The sequence below is a fragment of the Ruegeria sp. CH2 genome (assembly GCF_056537065.1).
This window is the reverse complement of the sequence record NZ_JBQFQV010000024.1, coordinates 1-17273: the sequence shown is the minus strand read 5'-3', so window position 1 is coordinate 17273 and position 17273 is coordinate 1. Positions and strand designations below refer to the sequence as shown.

At 58.6% G+C, this 17273-nt stretch carries 17 protein-coding genes and 1 riboswitch; of the genes, 11 read left to right on the top strand and 6 right to left on the bottom strand.

Annotated elements, in window-relative coordinates; genetic code table 11:
• Positions 1–2 precede the first annotated feature (2 nt).
• Together ACR0M9_RS19885 and ACR0M9_RS19880 are read right to left on the bottom strand one after the other, a co-directional pair.
• Positions 3–788 carry a DUF4198 domain-containing protein gene (locus ACR0M9_RS19885; protein WP_480774457.1) on the bottom strand — a complete coding sequence of 262 codons (786 nt, stop codon included), beginning with the start codon at positions 786–788 and terminating at the stop codon, positions 3–5.
• A gap of 132 nt (positions 789–920) precedes the next feature.
• Positions 921–1119: riboswitch (cobalamin riboswitch) on the bottom strand.
• Between the two features lie 120 nt (positions 1120–1239).
• A complete protein-coding gene (locus ACR0M9_RS19880) occupies positions 1240–2430 on the bottom strand; it encodes an ROK family transcriptional regulator (RefSeq protein ID WP_480774466.1) in 1191 nt (396 codons plus the stop codon).
• A gap of 189 nt (positions 2431–2619) precedes the next feature.
• On the opposite strand from ACR0M9_RS19880, the gene ACR0M9_RS19875 reads away from it, so the two are divergent.
• The 4 genes from ACR0M9_RS19875 to ACR0M9_RS19860 all read left to right on the top strand — a co-directional run bounded on the left by ACR0M9_RS19875 (position 2620) and on the right by ACR0M9_RS19860 (position 6228).
• Complete coding sequence (locus tag ACR0M9_RS19875; RefSeq protein WP_480774456.1) at positions 2620–3639, top strand: substrate-binding domain-containing protein; 1020 nt, start codon at positions 2620–2622, stop codon at positions 3637–3639.
• 107 nt (positions 3640–3746) lie between these two features.
• Positions 3747–4820 (top strand): ABC transporter permease, encoded by a 1074-nt coding sequence (locus tag ACR0M9_RS19870; RefSeq protein WP_209508213.1) that lies wholly within the window; start codon positions 3747–3749, stop codon positions 4818–4820.
• The gene (locus ACR0M9_RS19865; protein WP_480484881.1) at positions 4820–5596 is read left to right on the top strand and encodes an ATP-binding cassette domain-containing protein; all 777 of its coding nucleotides are present in this window, start codon (positions 4820–4822) and stop codon (positions 5594–5596) included. Before ACR0M9_RS19870 ends, ACR0M9_RS19865 begins: the two co-directional genes overlap by 1 nt.
• Entirely contained in the window at positions 5593–6228 is a 636-nt protein-coding gene (locus ACR0M9_RS19860) for a nucleoside/nucleotide kinase family protein (RefSeq protein ID WP_480540000.1), read from the top strand. Before ACR0M9_RS19865 ends, ACR0M9_RS19860 begins: the two co-directional genes overlap by 4 nt.
• Positions 6229–6268: 40 nt before the next feature.
• Here the strand turns inward: ACR0M9_RS19860 and ACR0M9_RS19855 are convergent, their stop codons facing one another.
• Together ACR0M9_RS19855 and ACR0M9_RS19850 are read right to left on the bottom strand one after the other, a co-directional pair.
• Entirely contained in the window at positions 6269–6979 is a 711-nt protein-coding gene (locus tag ACR0M9_RS19855; protein ID WP_480484883.1) for an aspartate/glutamate racemase family protein, read from the bottom strand.
• Positions 6976–7680: a GntR family transcriptional regulator gene (locus tag ACR0M9_RS19850; RefSeq protein WP_267365469.1), complete on the bottom strand. Its 705-nt coding sequence runs from the start codon at positions 7678–7680 to the stop codon at positions 6976–6978. The genes ACR0M9_RS19855 and ACR0M9_RS19850 overlap by 4 nt, the downstream gene beginning before the upstream one ends.
• Before the next feature lie 111 nt (positions 7681–7791).
• Here ACR0M9_RS19850 and ACR0M9_RS19845 point away from each other — a divergent pair, with 111 nt between their 5' ends.
• On the top strand, positions 7792–9486 hold the full coding sequence (locus ACR0M9_RS19845; protein ID WP_480774455.1) for a thiamine pyrophosphate-binding protein: 1695 nt from the start codon (positions 7792–7794) through the stop codon (positions 9484–9486).
• Here the strand turns inward: ACR0M9_RS19845 and ACR0M9_RS19840 are convergent.
• A complete protein-coding gene (locus ACR0M9_RS19840; RefSeq protein ID WP_480774465.1) occupies positions 9447–10367 on the bottom strand; it encodes a LysR family transcriptional regulator in 921 nt (306 codons plus the stop codon). The two genes, ACR0M9_RS19845 and ACR0M9_RS19840, sit on opposite strands and share 40 nt — an antisense overlap.
• Before the next feature lie 97 nt (positions 10368–10464).
• On the opposite strand from ACR0M9_RS19840, the gene ACR0M9_RS19835 reads away from it, so the two are divergent.
• The 6 genes from ACR0M9_RS19835 to ACR0M9_RS19810 all read left to right on the top strand — a co-directional run bounded on the left by ACR0M9_RS19835 (position 10465) and on the right by ACR0M9_RS19810 (position 16739).
• Positions 10465–11598: an enolase C-terminal domain-like protein gene (locus tag ACR0M9_RS19835; protein ID WP_480774454.1), complete on the top strand. Its 1134-nt coding sequence runs from the start codon at positions 10465–10467 to the stop codon at positions 11596–11598.
• A complete protein-coding gene (locus ACR0M9_RS19830; RefSeq protein WP_480774453.1) occupies positions 11595–12845 on the top strand; it encodes an NAD(P)/FAD-dependent oxidoreductase in 1251 nt (416 codons plus the stop codon). The genes ACR0M9_RS19835 and ACR0M9_RS19830 overlap by 4 nt, the downstream gene beginning before the upstream one ends.
• Before the next feature lie 54 nt (positions 12846–12899).
• On the top strand, positions 12900–13877 hold the full coding sequence (locus ACR0M9_RS19825) for a TRAP transporter substrate-binding protein (RefSeq protein WP_480484889.1): 978 nt from the start codon (positions 12900–12902) through the stop codon (positions 13875–13877).
• Positions 13878–13947: 70 nt separating this feature from the next.
• Positions 13948–14481, top strand: a complete 534-nt coding sequence (locus tag ACR0M9_RS19820; RefSeq protein WP_480589049.1) for a TRAP transporter small permease — start codon at positions 13948–13950, stop codon at positions 14479–14481.
• Positions 14482–14485: 4 nt separating this feature from the next.
• Positions 14486–15799, top strand: a complete 1314-nt coding sequence (locus tag ACR0M9_RS19815; protein WP_480560740.1) for a TRAP transporter large permease — start codon at positions 14486–14488, stop codon at positions 15797–15799.
• Between the two features lie 7 nt (positions 15800–15806).
• The gene (locus ACR0M9_RS19810) at positions 15807–16739 is read left to right on the top strand and encodes a hypothetical protein (protein WP_480774452.1); all 933 of its coding nucleotides are present in this window, start codon (positions 15807–15809) and stop codon (positions 16737–16739) included.
• Between the two features lie 32 nt (positions 16740–16771).
• Here the strand turns inward: ACR0M9_RS19810 and ACR0M9_RS19805 are convergent, their stop codons facing one another.
• Positions 16772–17134 carry a cupin domain-containing protein gene (locus tag ACR0M9_RS19805; RefSeq protein WP_480484893.1) on the bottom strand — a complete coding sequence of 121 codons (363 nt, stop codon included), beginning with the start codon at positions 17132–17134 and terminating at the stop codon, positions 16772–16774.
• Positions 17135–17273: the final 139 nt, after the last annotated feature.

The following is a 17273-nucleotide window of genomic DNA, read 5'->3' as shown; positions in this document are numbered from 1 at the left end:
GGTTACTCCAAATCCCAGGCGCGGATCCAGATGACCGCGTCCTGACTGAGTTCTTTGCCGTTGTGTTCGGTCACGGGACCGGCGCCGAGTGCGGCAAATCCCCAATATCCGGCTTTTGGAACGCCAAACGTGAAATACCCGTTATCATCCGAAGTTGCGACCAATGCACCACCCGGCATCGGCGAGACCGACGGGGCGGAAGCGGCCGCGCTTTCCATGTTCGGTTCTGCGGCCATGTACTCGATCTCGATCTCGGCACCCGCAACCGGTTGGCCTTCGGCCATAACCCGACCTGTAAACGTCGAACCCGCGATGATGTTGGTTGGTTTGTTGAGCGGGATGATCTCAACCGGCAGGCCCACCGGGTTCATCCAGTCGGTCGGCAGTTCATTGCGGTTCATGAATGCCTTGGCGATCTGCTGGATATAGATATCCTCGGATTCCTCATAATAGGGCTGGGGAACAGTCACCAACACATAGTCGCCCGACCGTTTGACGGGAACATAACCCTTGAATGCCGCGCCTTCGTTTTCGCCGCCGGTGAAACGTACGGGTTCCAGGGTATCCAGCAGATCGGTTTTCTGACCGTTGTGGATCACGTAGAATTCCTGCGGCTTGTCCAGATCCATGACATGCCCGTTCGAGAACGGATGCCAAAAGATCAGCTTGACCGGAACATTCCCCGGTGCGTCGATCATGGTGTCAGCGGTGTATTCCAGCAGGAAATGCGCATTTGCCATCGCTGGAAGCGCCATCGCCACAGCGGCTGCGGAAAGCAGCTTGGTCATCAATAGTCGTCCTTGTCCCATCGCACCAACCCCGGTACGAGATGCGTTTTGACTGCGGGGACGTCCAAGCTAAGCTGCTTTTTCAAGCATCCTGCTCCGACGCACATCCCGTCGCCGATTAGGAGTGCCCTTGTCAAAGGCACATGTCCGGCAGGTATCCTGACTTGCGGGTCAAAGCGTTGGGCTGGCCTTCCCGGATTAACTCCAGTGGCACTTCAGCCCTGCTCGCCGCTTACAGTTGCGGGTGCAGTTGCGGAGTTGGGCCAAAGCCCGCACCGCATTCCCTATTGATTCCAGAGCACGCCCCGGAACCGGACATGCCGAGCGGCTTGCCAGACTTCTTCGGCATCCGTCAACGATCAATTGCGCTGGCTGTCAAAAAGTTTAGCGGGCAATGCCCTTTTTCCGGCGGATCCGCTTTGGATAAAGGTCGGGGTTTTTCGGGAATGAACTACCCTTCGAGCAGGTATCTTTCCGACAATGGCAAACTGGCCGCCCCCAATGAGCGGGCATCCGGGCCTGCCGTCCCCACCTGCACCAAGGGCCGTTCAAGCCCGGTCAGGTTCATGTCAGATAGTTTGACCTCGACCAATTCCACCAGCCGCGCCTTGATGCCTGCGGGCATCCAGCCATCAATCTTGACAGATTCGAAGTCGATCAGGCTGCAAGACGAGACGATGGCATGTGCGATCCCGTGCGCCGCTTGTTTCAGCCAGTTCTCAAGGTGGGTTTCCGGTAGGTCCCAATGCTGTGTCGTTTCCCAGATTGAGCCGGCTGTTTCGGCATTCCCACCAACTGCGCGCTCCAGCACATAAAGACTGGCGACATCTATCAATGGTTTCACTCCGCCTGCGTCGTCCGGCACGGGCAATGGGCCAAGCGCACCGGCGTTTCCCCGCCCCGAAAAGATCGAGCCGTTCAGAACCACCCCGCCCCCGATGAAGAAGCCCACATAAAAATACAGGAAATCTCGTGGGCCTTCCGCCGGGCCAAAGACCAGCTCGGCACCGCAGGCGGCCGTTGCGTCGTTCTGCAGGAATACCGGCAAGTCATAGCTTGCGGCCAGCGCGCCTTTCAGGTCCGCGTCACGCCACGGATCCATTTTCTCCTGCGGAACCTGCAATGTCTGCGCCCAGTCCCAAAGGTAGAACGGCATCGCAATCCCAAGACCCGCGATCCGGCTGCGCGCCTCGGGCGACAGTGACGCCATCACTTTGTCGAGGCTTTCTTTGGAAAAGCTCAATGTCGCCTCGGGCGTCGGAAAATCATAAGTCCGCCGCTCACGGTGCCTGACATTGCCAAGGAAATCCGTCAGCACCAATTCGGTACTGCGCCGCCCGACTTTGAGCCCAAAGAAATAAGCGCCATCCGGGTTCAGGCGCATGGGAACCGAGGGCTGTCCGACTTTTCCCCGGATCGGTTCGCCCCGCAGAAGCAGCCCATCGGTTTCCAACTGGCGCATGATGACCGAGACCGTCTGCGCCGACAGCCCGGTCATCCGCGCGATTTCAGATTTTGCGAGGGCCTGATGGCGCCGGACCAGTGACAGGACAAGCCGTTCATTTCGGGCCCGCATTCCACTTTGGTTGGTGCCGCGCATATCTGGCTCGCGTACGCCAGTGGTATTGTCCAAAGAGTTCATTGCAGACACGGCCATCCCCTTCATGACGACAATGTTGAAACCCTTCCTTTCTGTCAATAATAATTAAGAGTGATTTATTTATTGACTCGAAATTCGAATCTTGTGATGGTTTTCACGTTCGATCGGGCCGGTTTTCGCCCGATCAAACGTATGCCCGGACGGGCATTGGGAAAACTGGGAGGACTACCGATGAAACTTGCGAAACTTGCAGGCGCCACGGCGCTGGCGGTTACGGCCATGGCAAGCAGTGCAATGGCCGAAGGTGAAACCGTTTGCCTGATCACCAAGACGGATACCAACCCTTTCTTTGTTAAAATGAGAGAGGGTGCGACCGCCAAAGCCGAAGAGCTTGGCATGACGCTGAAGGCCTTTGCCGGCAAAGTCGACGGAGACCACGAAACTCAGGTTCAGGCCATTGAAACCTGCATTCTGGATGGCGCAAAGGGTATCCTGCTGACCGCGTCGGATACGTCGTCCATCGTTCCGGCGGTGCAGCAGGCCCGCGATGCCGGGCTGCTGGTGATTGCGCTGGACACCCCGCTTGAGCCTATCGACTCGGCCGACGCGACCTTTGCCACCGACAATTTCCTTGCGGGGCTTCTGATCGGACAATGGGCAAAAGCCACTCTGGGAGATACGGCAAACGACGCCAAAATCGCCACGTTGGACCTTGCGGTCAGCCAGCCCACTGTGGACGTGCTTCGCAATCAGGGGTTCCTGCAGGGGTTCGGTGTTGATCTGGCCGATCCGAACGTGATCGGCGATGAAGACGACCCGCGTCTTGTTGGCAGCGATGTCACCGCTGGCAACGAAGAAGGCGGCCGCCGCGCGATGGAAAACCTGCTGGCCAAAGACCCGATGATCAACGTGGTGCATACCATCAACGAACCGGCGGCAGCGGGTGCTTACGAGGCGCTCAAGGCTATCGGGCGCGAAAATGACGTGCTGATCGTTTCCGTCGATGGCGGCTGCCCCGGCGTGCAGAACGTGGCGGACGGGGTCATCGGCGCAACATCCCAGCAATACCCGCTGCTGATGGCATCGCTGGGCGTTGAGGCTGTCAAGAAATGGGCGGACGAAGGGACGAAACCCGAGAACACACCCGGTAAGGACTTTTTTGACACTGGCGTGGCGCTTGTGACGGATAAGGCCGCCGACGGCGTCGAGTCCATCTCGGTTCAGGAAGGCATGGACCTCTGCTGGGGTTAAGCTGAACGTGTGGAAGGCCGCTGCGCGGCCTTCCACTTATCAAAACCACCCACACGCCCGAAACCTTGCTAAAGTCGTCATAAACCTGACGCTTTGGGGGAAGTTCCATGTCCGATTCTTCACGACAAGCCGACGATTTCGAAACCGCCGCAAAGGGCAGCCCAGAGCAAGTTGCCGAATTTGACGATCACCAACGCGGATTTGTCGGAACGGTTCAGCATTTTCTGCATGTGAACCCGTCGCTGGTCCCGCTGATCGTCCTTGTCGCTGCAATCGTCATCTTTGGTGTCTTGCTGGGCCCCAAGTTCTTTTCGCCCTTTGCGCTGACATTGATCCTGCAACAGGTTCAGATCGTCGGGATCGTGGCCGCGGCGCAGAGCCTTGTGATCCTGACCGCAGGCATCGACCTGAGTGTTGGGGCCATCATGGTGATGTCGTCGGTTGTGATGGGGCAATTCACTTTCCGCTATGGAATGCCGCCTTCGGTTGCGATTGTGTGCGGCCTTGCTGTTGGCTCGGCAATCGGGGCCTTGAACGGGTTTCTGGTCAGTCGCATCAAGCTGCCGCCATTCATCGTCACCCTTGGCATGTGGCAGATCGTTCTTGCGGCGAATTTCCTTTATTCACAAAACGAAACGATCCGGTCGCAGGAGATCGAGGAACACGCCGCCATCCTGCAACTGTTTGGTGCCAAGTTTAACGTGGGCGGGGCGGTGTTTACCGTTGGTGTTGTCTTCATGCTGGCGCTGATCCTCGTCCTTGCATACGCGTTGCGGCACACGGCCTGGGGCAGGCATGTCTATGCCGTCGGAGATGACCCCGAAGCGGCAGAACTGTCTGGTGTCAACGTGCACCGTACGCTGATATCCGTCTACATGCTGTCCGGGCTGATCTGCGCCTTTGCGGGCTGGGCCCTGATTGGCCGGATCGGGTCGGTTTCGCCAACCTCGGGCCAGCTGGCCAATATCGAAAGCATTACCGCGGTCGTGATCGGGGGGATATCTCTGTTTGGCGGACGCGGGTCTATTCTGGGGTCCCTGTTTGGTGCCCTGATCGTGGGTGTCTTTACGCTTGGGCTGCGGTTGCTGGGCGCGGATGCACAATGGACGTTCCTGCTGATCGGCATCCTTATCATCGCAGCGGTCGCGGTCGACCAGTGGATCAGAAAGGTAGCAGCCTGATGGAACCCATTCTCAAAGGACGGAACCTTGTGAAACGCTACGGCAAGGTGACTGCGCTGGATCACTGCGATTTTGACCTGATGCCGGGTGAGATTCTGGCGGTGATCGGCGACAATGGCGCGGGTAAGTCGACGCTGATCAAGGCAGTGTCCGGCGCAGTGACGCCAGACGAAGGCGATGTTTGGCTGGAAGGTCAAAAGGTGAATTTCCATTCCCCGATCGACGCGCGTGAAGCCGGTATTGAAACCGTCTACCAGACGCTTGCCATGTCCCCTGCCCTGTCGATTGCGGACAATATGTTCATGGGGCGGGAAATTCGGCGAAAGGGGCCATTGGGATCATGGCTTCGAATGCTAGACCGTCCGGCAATGGAAAAGTTCGCCCGCGAAAAGCTGAGCGAACTGGGTCTGATGACCATCCAGAATATCAATCAGGCCGTCGAAACCCTGTCGGGTGGACAGCGCCAGGGCGTTGCCGTGGCACGCGCGGCGGCATTCGGATCCAAGGTCATCATTCTGGACGAACCGACAGCAGCACTGGGCGTAAAGGAAAGCCGCAGAGTCCTTGAACTGATCCAGGATGTGAAATCACGCGGCATTCCGATCATCCTGATCAGCCACAACATGCCTCATGTTTTCGAAGTCGCAGACCGGATTCACGTGCACAGGCTGGGAAAACGCCTGTGTGTGATTGACCCCAAGGACTATTCGATGTCCGACGCCGTAGCATTCATGACCGGGGCCAAGGACGCACCGCCCGAGGATCAGGCTGCATGACCGGTGGCAGCACCGCCCCTGACGTTCTGGCCGACAGCATCGTCGACGCCGTTGAGGCGCTGCCGCCGGCCCGACACCGGCAACTTGTCGCGATTGCCGGCCCGCCCGGATCCGGGAAAAGCACCGTTGCCAGCCTTGCCACAGCCAAGCTGAACCGGCGCGGTGTGTCAGCAGGGCTTGTGCCAATGGACGGTTTTCACTTTGACAACGCGATCCTGAAAGAACGTGGGCTTTTCCCGCGCAAGGGCGCGCCGGAAACCTTCGATCTTGCCGGGTTTCGTGCCTTGCTTGTGCGTTTGCGCACCGAAGATGAAGTTGCAATTCCGGGCTTCGACCGAAAGCTTGATCTGGCAATCGCTGCCCGATCAATGATCTCGCCTGATCAGCGGGTCATTCTGGTTGAAGGCAATTACCTTTTGCTGGATGAACCGGGCTGGTCGGGCCTTCACTCCCTATGGGCGCTCAAGGTGTTTCTGGGCGTCGATCTTGCAACACTGGAAACCCGGCTCACCGACCGTTGGGTTGGGTTTGGGCTGGACAAACAGGCCGCAAGAGAGCGGGCGCTTTCAAACGACATTCCGAATGCCGAGCGGGTGATCCGGAACTCGGTACAAGGCGACCTGAACCTGTGACATCTTAGGGCAGGTCAGTCAGAGCGCCCGTGTCACCTGTCTAGTAGGTGGGCGGAACAAGACCGGCCTGAAACCACTTCACGAAAGACACGATAGAAAACACGGGCAGCCCTGTGGCGCGCTGAATATCGGGCGCGTAGGGGCACATATTCGTGCATTCCAGCACGATCGCGCCAAGATCGGTGTGTTCCGATGTCAGGGCCATTGCGGCTTCGACATTGTCTTTGCGGGCCTTTTCCACATCAAGACCAAGCTCATTTCCAAGGATTGCGCGGGTGAACTCCGCCCCGCCTTCGGTTGTGCCGATAGGCGTGTCCAATGGAACATTGGCGGCCAGCAAGTGATCTTGGGTCAGAGTGGAGGCTGATATGGTCAGAACCCCGGCGCGTTTTCCCGCCGGCAGGATGCGGTTGACCATTTCAACCTGCATCAGGGACGATGTGGCCACCGGAACCGGGACCGCCTGGGCCAGCTCTTTTTGGAACAGCGACAGAAACCCGCAATTGGTGGTAATCCCGTCCACACCATCTTTGACAAGCTCCTGCGCCGCGTCGATGAACACGTCGAGCATGCCTTCGGCTTTGTGCCGTACCACCCGATCCGGCGAGGCATCACGCACAATGCGGTAGTGAACCGGAAAGGGCCAGGTCTGCGCGTTGCCCATATCGCCGGGAATGCGGGGAAAGCGGGCATCCAGCATCAGAATGCCGACAGACGCACCGTAGATGGATTTTCCGCCCTGCGCGATCATCCCTCAACCTCCTCGATGATACGGGTCGAAATATCGTCCGACCCTTCCATGTAGATGTTCGAAATCCCGTGACGCACGGCATCCTGCACCTGATCCATACGCTTGGAGATATGTGCAGCCAGAACCCGTGCCGCCTCATCCGCGTTCCGGTCCATCAAAGCCTGCATGACGCGTTTGTGTTCGTCCTTTGAGCGTTGCACGCGGTCGAGGCTCATGGAAATCCAACGGATATAGCGGATACGGTCGTTGATCCGCGTCAGGGTTTGCAACAGTTCCATATTCCCCGACAGCTTCGCGATACCCAAATGAAACGCCTCATCCCGGTTGACGGCTTCTTCGACAGTCAGACCGGTGATGTCGATGCCCGTTGCGTAAAGCTCGTCCCGCAACAGCTGCAGGTCTTCGTCCGATGCCTTGGCACAGGCCGCACGCGCCGCCGCTGTTTCGATGATCTGGCGCAGTTCGAACAGGTCGAACACGCTTTGCGCGTCCAGCGGGCGGCAGAAAAAGCCTTGTCCGGGGCGGAAGTCGAAAAGCCGTTCGGCAACCAGACGGTTCAACGCCTCGCGCAGCGGGGTGCGGCTGACGCCCAGATCCCTGGACAACGCCACTTCGTTCAGGCGGTCGCCGGGGCGCAGGCGAAACGAAACCGCCATCGCCTTGACCTGATCATAGATATCATCGACGCGCGGACCCGCCATTACCCCAGCCCTTCTTCGTTTGAATCACAGGTGCCACACGCTGAGCTTGAAATCAATATACAAAACTGTATACAGGTCTGCGTACAGATTTGACACAAGGGACTCGCAACCATGACAGGGACAAATTTTCTGACCGGAGCCGAAGCCATGGTGCGCATGCTCGAAGCGCATGGTGTGACGCATATGTTTGGCCTGTGCGGCGATACCACTTTGCCCTTTTATGATGCCCTTGCCCGGATGGATCACAGCATTCAGCACATTCTGACACGGGATGAACGGCACGCGGCCTATATGGCGGATGGCTATGCCCGCGTCACCGGCAAGCCCGGCGTGTGCGAGGGCCCGTCCGGTGGTGGTGCGACCTATATCTTGCCCGGAGTGGTCGAGGCCAACGAAAGCTCGGTTCCGATATTGGCAATCACGTCGGATGTGGCGACGACCAGCCGCGGTAAATACCCGTTGACCGAACTGGATCAGCCTGCGCTGTTCCGGCCTCTGGCCAAATGGAACACATCCCTCGACGACGCAGCGCGGCTTCCGGCCATGGTTCGGGCCGCCTTCAGGGCGATGACGACCGGCACGCCCGGTGCGACGCATCTGGCGCTGCCGTTTGACACGCAGAAGGGGCAGGTAGACGAGGCTGAAATCTGGGCGGATGACAGGCACCGCAGCTATCCCGCTGAACGGGCCGCACCTGACCCGGACGCCATTGAAGCAGCGGCTGCCATTCTTGCAGGGGCCAAATCCGCGGTTGCGGTCTGTGGTGGCGGGCCGGTTTTGTCCCGGGCGACCGATGCGCTGCGCCGGGTTGCAGGCCTGCTGGACATGCCCGTGGCCACAACCGTATCGGGTCAGGGGTCCATTGCCGAGACCGACCCGCTTGCCCTGGGCGTTGTCGGGTCGAACGGGGGCATCCCGGCAACCCGCGCCGTCGTGGATCAGGCCGATGTCGTTTTGTTCATTGGCTGCCGCGCCGGTTCGGTCACAACGGAACGGTGGAGAAGCCCCGGACGCAACACCACGATCATCCATATCGACAGCGATCCGATGGTGATCGGCGCCAATTACCAGACCGAAGTGGCTATCTGCGCCGATGCCCGGCTGGCGCTGGAGGCTTTGGCGCAAGCACTGGAAGACCGGCAGGGCCTGACCAGCCAAGGCGGAACAGCCAAGGCCCGCGCCGCATGGGAGGCCAAGAGGACCGCGTTCGCCCCCCTGGCCGCAAGTCGCGAGACACCGATCCGGCCCGAGGCCGTCATGGCGTCCCTGATGGACATTCTGGATGACGACGCGATTGTCGTCGCCGACCCCGGCACCCCCTGCCCCTATTTCAGCGCATATTACCGCTGGCGGAAACCGGGGCGCCATTTCATCACCAACCGGGCACATGGGGCGCTGGGATATTCGCTGGGCGCGGCCATGGGGGCACATGTCGGGCGGCCATCGGTTAAAACCCTGTCGGTCATGGGCGATGGCTCGTTCGGGTTCACCTGCGGCGAGTTTGAAACGATGGTCCGGCACAATATGCCAATCACTTCGATCGTCTTCTCGAACTCAGTCTTCGGATGGATCAAGGCTGGCCAGAAAGCGGGATTTGGTCAGCGCTATTACAATGTTGATTTCAACCGGACAGACCACGCCGCTGTTGCGGCCGCCTTTGGCGTCAAATCCTGGACCGTCAAAGACGCCGAGGATCTGCCGCGCGTGCTGAAACAGGCGATTGAGCATGACGGCCCAACACTTGTCGACATTCACTCACAGCCGCTTCACGAAGCGGCCGCGCCGGTCTCGGAATGGGTCGCGTAAGCGGCAATTGACGGGGTCAACTGGGCCAGAAATTCCTGGGCAATCGTGGACAAAGGGCGGCCCTTGGCCGTGATGATCGCGAGATCCAGCATGACTGGCGGCGCAAATGGGCGGGTCTGATACCCGCTCTCGTCGTCAAAGGTCACAGTAAAGGGGTCGATCATCGCGACCCCCATACCCTGTTTTACAAAGCTCAGCAGGTTTTCGGACAGATGGGTGTGTATCTGGGTACGCCATGTGTGGCCGGATGCCTGAAAGATGTCGCGAGTCCGGCGATGGGTCTGGTGTTCCGGCCCCATCACGATGAAGGGTTCGTTTTCCAAAATCTCTGGCGTCAGTACGTCGTGCTCGGCCAAGGGACTGCCCTCAGGAAAAGTCGCGAGCGTTTCAAACTGAAACTCCTGATAGTTCAGTGTGTCATGCAGAATGGGCATCTCGACGATACCGATTTCAAACAGGCGCGAGATGACCCATTCCTGAATCTTGGACGAATATTGCGACTGAAAGCTGACAGACAGGTTCGGGCGCGTTTTGGCAAACCGCGCGATCTCGCGGGGCATAAAACCAAAGGACAACAGGTGCGGCGCGGCAACCTGCAACTGTCCGGGATGTTTGTTCTGCAGATCGGTTACGGCCTGCGCCACGTGGTCCAGCCCACGCACGACCGTGTCGACCTCACGAAATAGCATCTCGGCCTCAGGTGTTGGCAGCAATCGGCCTTTTGTCCGTTCGAACAGAGGCAGACGCGCTTCGCGTTCAAGCTGTGCCAGAAGGTTGCTGATGCCGGGTTGCGATATCCCAAGAACCGAGGCCGCGCCGGTCACAGTTCCGGTTTCCATTATGGCATGAAAAGCCTGAAGTTGGCGAAAGCGCAGGGACAACGATAATCTCATCACTTTTTCTGATGAACTTACGAAAATATAGTATTTGAAATGATAGTCCGGTCAAGGCAGGCTTTCCCCATCGACAGGGGGCGAAATGAGCAATCTGGCACAGAAAATCATCGGCTATGACCTGTGGCACCTTGAACTGCCGGTCACATCCCGTCGGGATCACGGCATCGGATCGGTTGAAGGCGTTTGCGAAGTCGTCATCCTGCGCCTGACATCCGAGGATGGCACCCAAGGGTATGGCGAGGCGTCGCCCTGGTCGGTATTCACCGGAACACCCGAAGCGAGTTTTGCGGCGCTGAACCGTTATCTGCGCCCTCACGTTCTTGGGGCATGCGTTGGGGATCGGGCCGCCATCATGGCACGTGCGGCTTACGCCGTGGCACATTGCACCGAAGCCAAGGCCGCGCTGGAAACCGCGCTGTTGGATTTGGCAGGCCGGATCAGCGGTGTTCCGGTCTGGTCCTTGTTGGGTGGTCGCTTCCGCGACAGCATTCCGCTGAGTTGTTCCATCGCAAATCCCGACTTTGCCCAGGACATCGAACTATTGGCACGCCTGCGTGAGGATGGTGTTCGGATTGTCAAACTCAAGACCGGGTTCAAGGATCACGCCTTCGACATCATGCGGCTGGAGTACCTTGCCCAGAACTACCCGGAGCTCTCGGTCCGCGTGGACTATAATCAAGGGCTCAGCATTGATGATGCGCCATCGCAGGTGCGGGACGTCGCTCAGTTCAAACCGGATTTCATTGAACAACCTGTCCGCGCCCATCAGTTTGGCATGATGGCAAAGCTGCGGCAGATGACGGATGTTCCCCTTCTGGCCGACGAAAGCGTCTTTGGCCCCGAAGACATGGAGCGCGCGGCACGCGAAGGGATCTGCGACGGGGTTTCGGTGAAGATCATGAAGTCAGGCGGCCCGACCCGCGGGCAGACGGTTGCGCGCATCGCTGCGGCCCATGGCCTGACGGCCTATGGAGGTGACATGTTCGAGGCTGGCCTGGCCCATTTGGCGGGCACGCACATGATTGCCGCGACACCGGAAATCTCTCTGGGCTGTGAGTTTTATCAGGCGTCCTATTTCCTGAAAGAGGACATTCTGGAGCAGCCATTTCAGGTCAAGGACGGTCAGGTTTGCGTGCCTCAAGGCCCCGGACTTGGCGGCAGACCCGACCTGACCAAACTGGATCATTATGCGGTTGCCAAGGTGGTGACAGAATGACGGACAAGAAAACCATAGCCATCATAGGGGCCGGAATTGTCGGCGTGTCGACTGCGGTCTGGTTGCAGCGGGATGGTCACAATGTGATCCTGATCGACAAGGCAGGCCCTGCCGAAGGTACCTCGCACGGGAATGGCGGGGTTTTGGCCTCGTGTTCTATCGTACCGGTAACAGTCCCCGGATTATTGGGAAAAGCACCGAAGATGCTGCTGAGCCCCTCGCAACCGTTGTTTCTGAAATGGGGGTATTTGCCAAAGCTTCTGCCGTGGCTCTGGAAATACCTCCGCCATGCAAACGCCGCCGACGTCGAGAGGATCGCCGCAGCACTGACATCCATCGTTGGCGACAGTCTGAATGACCACAAGGCGCTGGCGGCCGGAACGGGGGCGGAAAAGTGGCTGGTTCCGTCAGATTACCTGTTTCTTTACAGGGATCGCGCACATTTTGAGGAAGATGCCTTTGGTTGGGAGATCCGGCGCAGGAACGGGTTTCGGTGGGACGAATTGGAAGGTCACGCCTTCCATGAATATGACCCGGTTTACAGTCAGGACATCGGATTTGCCGCCCGGCTTTCGGATCATGGCCATATCACCGACCCCGGCCGGTACGTGAAAGACCTTGCCGCGCATGTTGAGGCGAACGGCGGTCGCTTCATACGCGCAAATGTCGAAGATGTGGTTCGGGAAAACGGACATGTCACCGGTGTTCGGGCCGGTGGAGAGACCATTGCTTGTGACGCAGCCGTCGTGACGGCCGGGATCTGGTCGGGCCCATTGGCAAAGCGCTTGGGAGTTTCTGTTCCTCTTGAAAGCGAACGTGGTTATCATCTTGAATTGGTAGAGCCTTCCGCGATGCCGCGCAGCCCGGTTATGGTTGTCTCGGGCAAGTTCGTTGCGACACCGATGGATGGGCGCATACGCTTGGCGGGCGTTGTCGAGTTCGGAGGGCTGGATGCGCCGCCCTCGCGCGCACCATTCGAGTTGATGCGCAAAAATGCCCGGGTGGCGTTCCCGGGCGTGACATGGAAGGAGGAAGTGGAATGGATGGGGCACAGGCCCGCCCCGGCTGACTCGATCCCGGTCATTGGCGATGTGCCCGGTATCAAAGGGGCCTATATGGGCTTTGGGCATCACCATATCGGCCTGACAGGCGGGCCAAAAACCGGGCGCCTTCTGGCGCAGATGATTGCGGGCAGAACGCCAAATGTCGACATGAGCGTCTACGCGCCGTCACGATACGCAAAATAACAAACAAACCGGTGAAAAACGCCGGTGTTTCCAAATTCAACAGGGAGAAGAATGATGAAGAAACTGACGAACCTTCTGGCGGCAACTGCGCTGACTGCCACCGCTGCTGCACCCGCCATGGCCGAAAAATGGGACATGCCGATGGCCTATTCGGCGTCAAACTTCCACTCGGCCACGGGTGCGGAATTTGCCAAATGCGTCACCACCGGCACCGGTGGTGAGATCGAAATCGTCACGCACCCGTCCGGATCGCTGTTCAAGGGCGCCGACATCAAACGCGCGATCCAGACCGGACAAGCCCCGATCGGTGAGCGGTTGCTGTCCGGACATCAGAACGAAAACGCATTGTTCGGGTTTGATTCCATCCCGTTTCTTGCAACTTCATTCGACGACAGCGCCAAGCTTTGGGAAGCAGCCAAACCTTCGATCGAAAGCCTGCTGGCCGAACAAAACCTGACACTGCTTTATGCAGTGCCGTGGCCGCCGCAGGGTCTTTATTTCAAAAACGAGGTGAACTCGGTCGCCGAGATGAAGGGTATCAAGTTCCGCTCGTACAACAACGCCACTTCGCGGCTGGCCGAGTTGACCGGGATGCTGCCGGTCACCATCGAAGCGGCTGAAATCAGCCAGGCTTTTGCAACCGGGGTCGCGGATTCAATGATATCGTCGGGATCAACCGGATATGACCGCAAGGTTTGGGAAAGCCTGAACTATTTCTACGAGGTCGACGCCTGGCTGCCGCGCAACTACGTGATGGTCAATTCCGACGTCTGGTCTGGTGTGTCCGATGCCAACAAGAACGTCATCAAAGGCTGTGCGGAACTGGCGGAATATGCCGGGAACTGGCGCGCTAAGGAATACACCGGCTTTACCTTGCAAGGCCTGCGGGATGGCGGCATGACCGTTGGCCCGGCATCGGATCAGATGGTGCAGGAGTTGAAAGAGATTGGCGTGACCATGACCAATGAATGGCTGGAGGCCGCTGGGGACGAAGGCAAGGCCATCGTCGACGCCTTCAATTCGTCGCAGTAATCCTTTCGGAACGGGCGGTGGCATATCCTGCCGCCCGTTTCACATCCAATCAGAACACAGCGGGGACGGCATGGCGGTTTTGCGAGGGCTTCGGTCCGTATTGGATTTCATTTATCTGGCGGCAGGGGTTCTGGCGGCACTCAGCCTGATTGCCATATTGCTGCTGATCGTAGTGCAGATGCTGGCCCGCTGGACCGGCGAAGTGTTTCCCGGCGCACCGGATTATGCCGGTTATGCGATGGCTGCCGCCTCTTTTCTGGCTTTTGCCAACGCGCTGAACCGGGGCAGTCACATCCGTGTATCGATCCTGCTGAACGCAGTGCCGGACGGGGTGCGGCGCATTCTTGAAGTCTGGTGCTTTGCCATTGGCACGGCTGTTATGTGGTATTTCTGTTGGTATGCCTATCGCTTTGTCTACTGGAGCTGGAAGTTCAACGATGTCAGCCAGGGGCAGGATAGAACCGCCCTTTGGATCCCTCAATCCGCGATGCTGATCGGTGCCGTGATCCTTGCCATCGCCCTGACGGATCACCTGATCCATGTCCTTTTCCGCGGTGAACATCGGATCGTCCGCGATCTGGCCGATCAGAGCCACGGAGAGTAAGCGCATGGAAAATCTGTCTGTTATCATCCTCTTCCTCTTTGTGCTTTTTACCCTGTTGGGCACCGGTGTGTGGGTCGGACTGGCCCTGATGGGTGTTGCCTGGGTCGGGATGGAGCTGTTCACGACACGCCCCGTGGGCGACGTCATGATCACGACCATCTGGTCGGCATCGTCCTCGTGGACCCTGACCGCCCTGCCGATGTTCATCTGGATGGGCGAGATCCTGTACCGAACGCGACTGTCCGAGGACATGTTCAAGGGGCTGTCGCCCTGGATGGCCCCCCTGCCCGGTGGTCTGGTGCATACGAATATTGTTGGATGTACTGTCTTTGCAGCTGTCTCGGGGTCGTCTGCGGCAACCCTGACGACCGTCGGAAAGATGTCGATCCCCGAGTTGCGCAAACGCAATTACCCCGAGCGGATGATCATCGGCACATTGACCGGGGCTGCGACATTGGGGCTGATGATCCCGCCCTCGCTGACCCTGATCGTGTACGGGGTGACGATCAATGAATCGATCACCAAGCTGTTCTTCGCCGGTATCCTCCCCGGCCTTGTTCTTGCGGCGATGTTCATGGGCTATGTCGCGCTGTATTCCAAGCTGGGAAAGGACTGGAACCCGAATGACGAAAGCAAACTGAGCTTTTCCGAGAAAGTCAAAAACTCACGCTTTCTGCTGCCTGTGATCCTGCTGATCACCGTTGTCATCGGGTCGATGTATCTGGGCTATGCCACCGCGACCGAAGCCGCCGCTTTCGGCGTGATCGGGGGGCTTTTGCTGGCCGCCGGTCAGGGGTCGCTGACCTGGAAGACCTTTACCGAAAGCCTGATGGGGGCCACGCGCACCAGTGCGATGATCGCCCTGATCCTTGCGGGGGCAGCCTTTTTGTCGCTGTCGATGGGGTTTACCGGCCTCCCACGCGGACTGGCCGACCTGATCGCAGGATGGGATCTGACACGGTTCGAGCTGCTGATGGTCTTGCTGGTATTCTACATCATTCTGGGATGCTTTCTGGACGGGATTTCTTCGGTCGTGCTGACCATGGCCGTGGTTGAACCGATGATCCGTGACGCCGGGATCGACCTGATCTGGTTCGGCATCTTCATCGTGGTTGTTGTCGAGATGGCGCAAATCACACCGCCAATCGGGTTCAACCTGTTCGTGATGCAGGGCATGACAAACCACGAAATGAGCTACATTGCACGCGCCGCGATCCCGATGTTCCTGATCATGGTATTAATGGTTTTCATCCTCATCTGGTTCCCGGATCTGGCGACCTGGCTGCCGGAAAATCTGCGCCAAAGCCCGGGCGGGTAGAACGGCCTTGAACCCGCTTCATCTGGCGGCGCGCCATGGCCCTCATGTTCTGATCACCGGGCTGGCGGCTGGCCTTCTGCTGCCGTCCCTGGCCGAGCCGATGCGAAACCTGCTGCCGCCTCTGGTCGTGTTGTTGCTGTTCGTCACGGTCCTCAGGATGAACCCGGAAACCATTCTCGGGTCGCTGAGTGATCTGCAGAAGGTTGCATTCACAGTCATCGGGTTTCAATTCGTGATGCCGCTGATCGTGCTGGCCATCGGGTTTGCGGGGGGGTGGACTGGAACGCCTGTCCTTTTGTCCCTGCTGATCATGGCGGCGGCCCCGTCCATTTCAGGCAGTCCCAATATGTGCCTGATGATGGGCCATCCGCCTGAACACGCGATGCGGCTGATGGTTGTGGGTACGGCGCTGTTGCCGCTGACCGCATTGCCCGTATTTCTGCTCATGCCCGAACTGGGGGATATTCAATCTGTCTTGCAGGCCGGGTTGCAATTGCTGCTGACCATCGTACTTGCAACCGGGGCTGCCATTATCACCCGGCGCACAGTTCTGCGCGCACCCTCACCCGCGACGCTGCTGAATTTGGAAGGGCTGGGAACACTTACCTTGGCTGTGTTTGTCATCGGGCTGATGCCTTCGGTCAGTGCCACGGCCCTGAACAACCCAGCCATTGCAGCCTTCTGGATCGCGCTCGCCTGTCTGGCCAATTTCGGGGCACAAGCCGTTGCATTTCACCTGAGCCGAAACCGGCTGCCCGCAGACAAATCGACCGCGATATCGATCATCGCGGGAAACCGGAACATCGCCATATTCTTTGTCGCCCTGCCACCCGATGTCACCGCCCCGATCATGGCCTTCATCGGCGCGTATCAGATCCCGATGTACCTGACGCCCATGATCATGCAGCGCCTTTATGGCAAGAACAACTACCCCTCGTAACGGCATCTGCACTTCGGAGCACCTTGCGGGTCTTACGTGCAATCCCGGATCACAAAGTGCTTCGTCGTTTCCTCAATGACTTCCCAATAGCCGCGAAACCCGTTCGGGATCAGAAAACTTGCCCCGTCGCGAAAATCCTGTCGGGTGCCGTCTTCGTGGATCAAAGCGCAATGGCCTTTGACAATATAGCAATATTCGTCTTTGTCCGTGAACGCATGCCATTTTCCGGGCGTCGAGGTCCATGTGCCCGCCGACAACTTGCCATCCGGACTGGTAAAATGCATCCCGATCTGGTGATGCGGATCGCCTTCGACAACGCGGCCCGGAAGATCGGCCAGACGCCGTTCGCTGCGTGTTGCGGGCGCACCGAAGAGATTGAGAACCTGAGATGTCATGACATCATACCCTCCTGCTGAGCGTGTATTTCAAAACAGCACGACCCTCCCTCTGCGCGTTGATGGCCCCTTTTGTGATGCGGGGGTCGTTGCCTTCGCTGAGGGCGATTATGGGACGGGTGGCCGGAGCGTTTTGCCG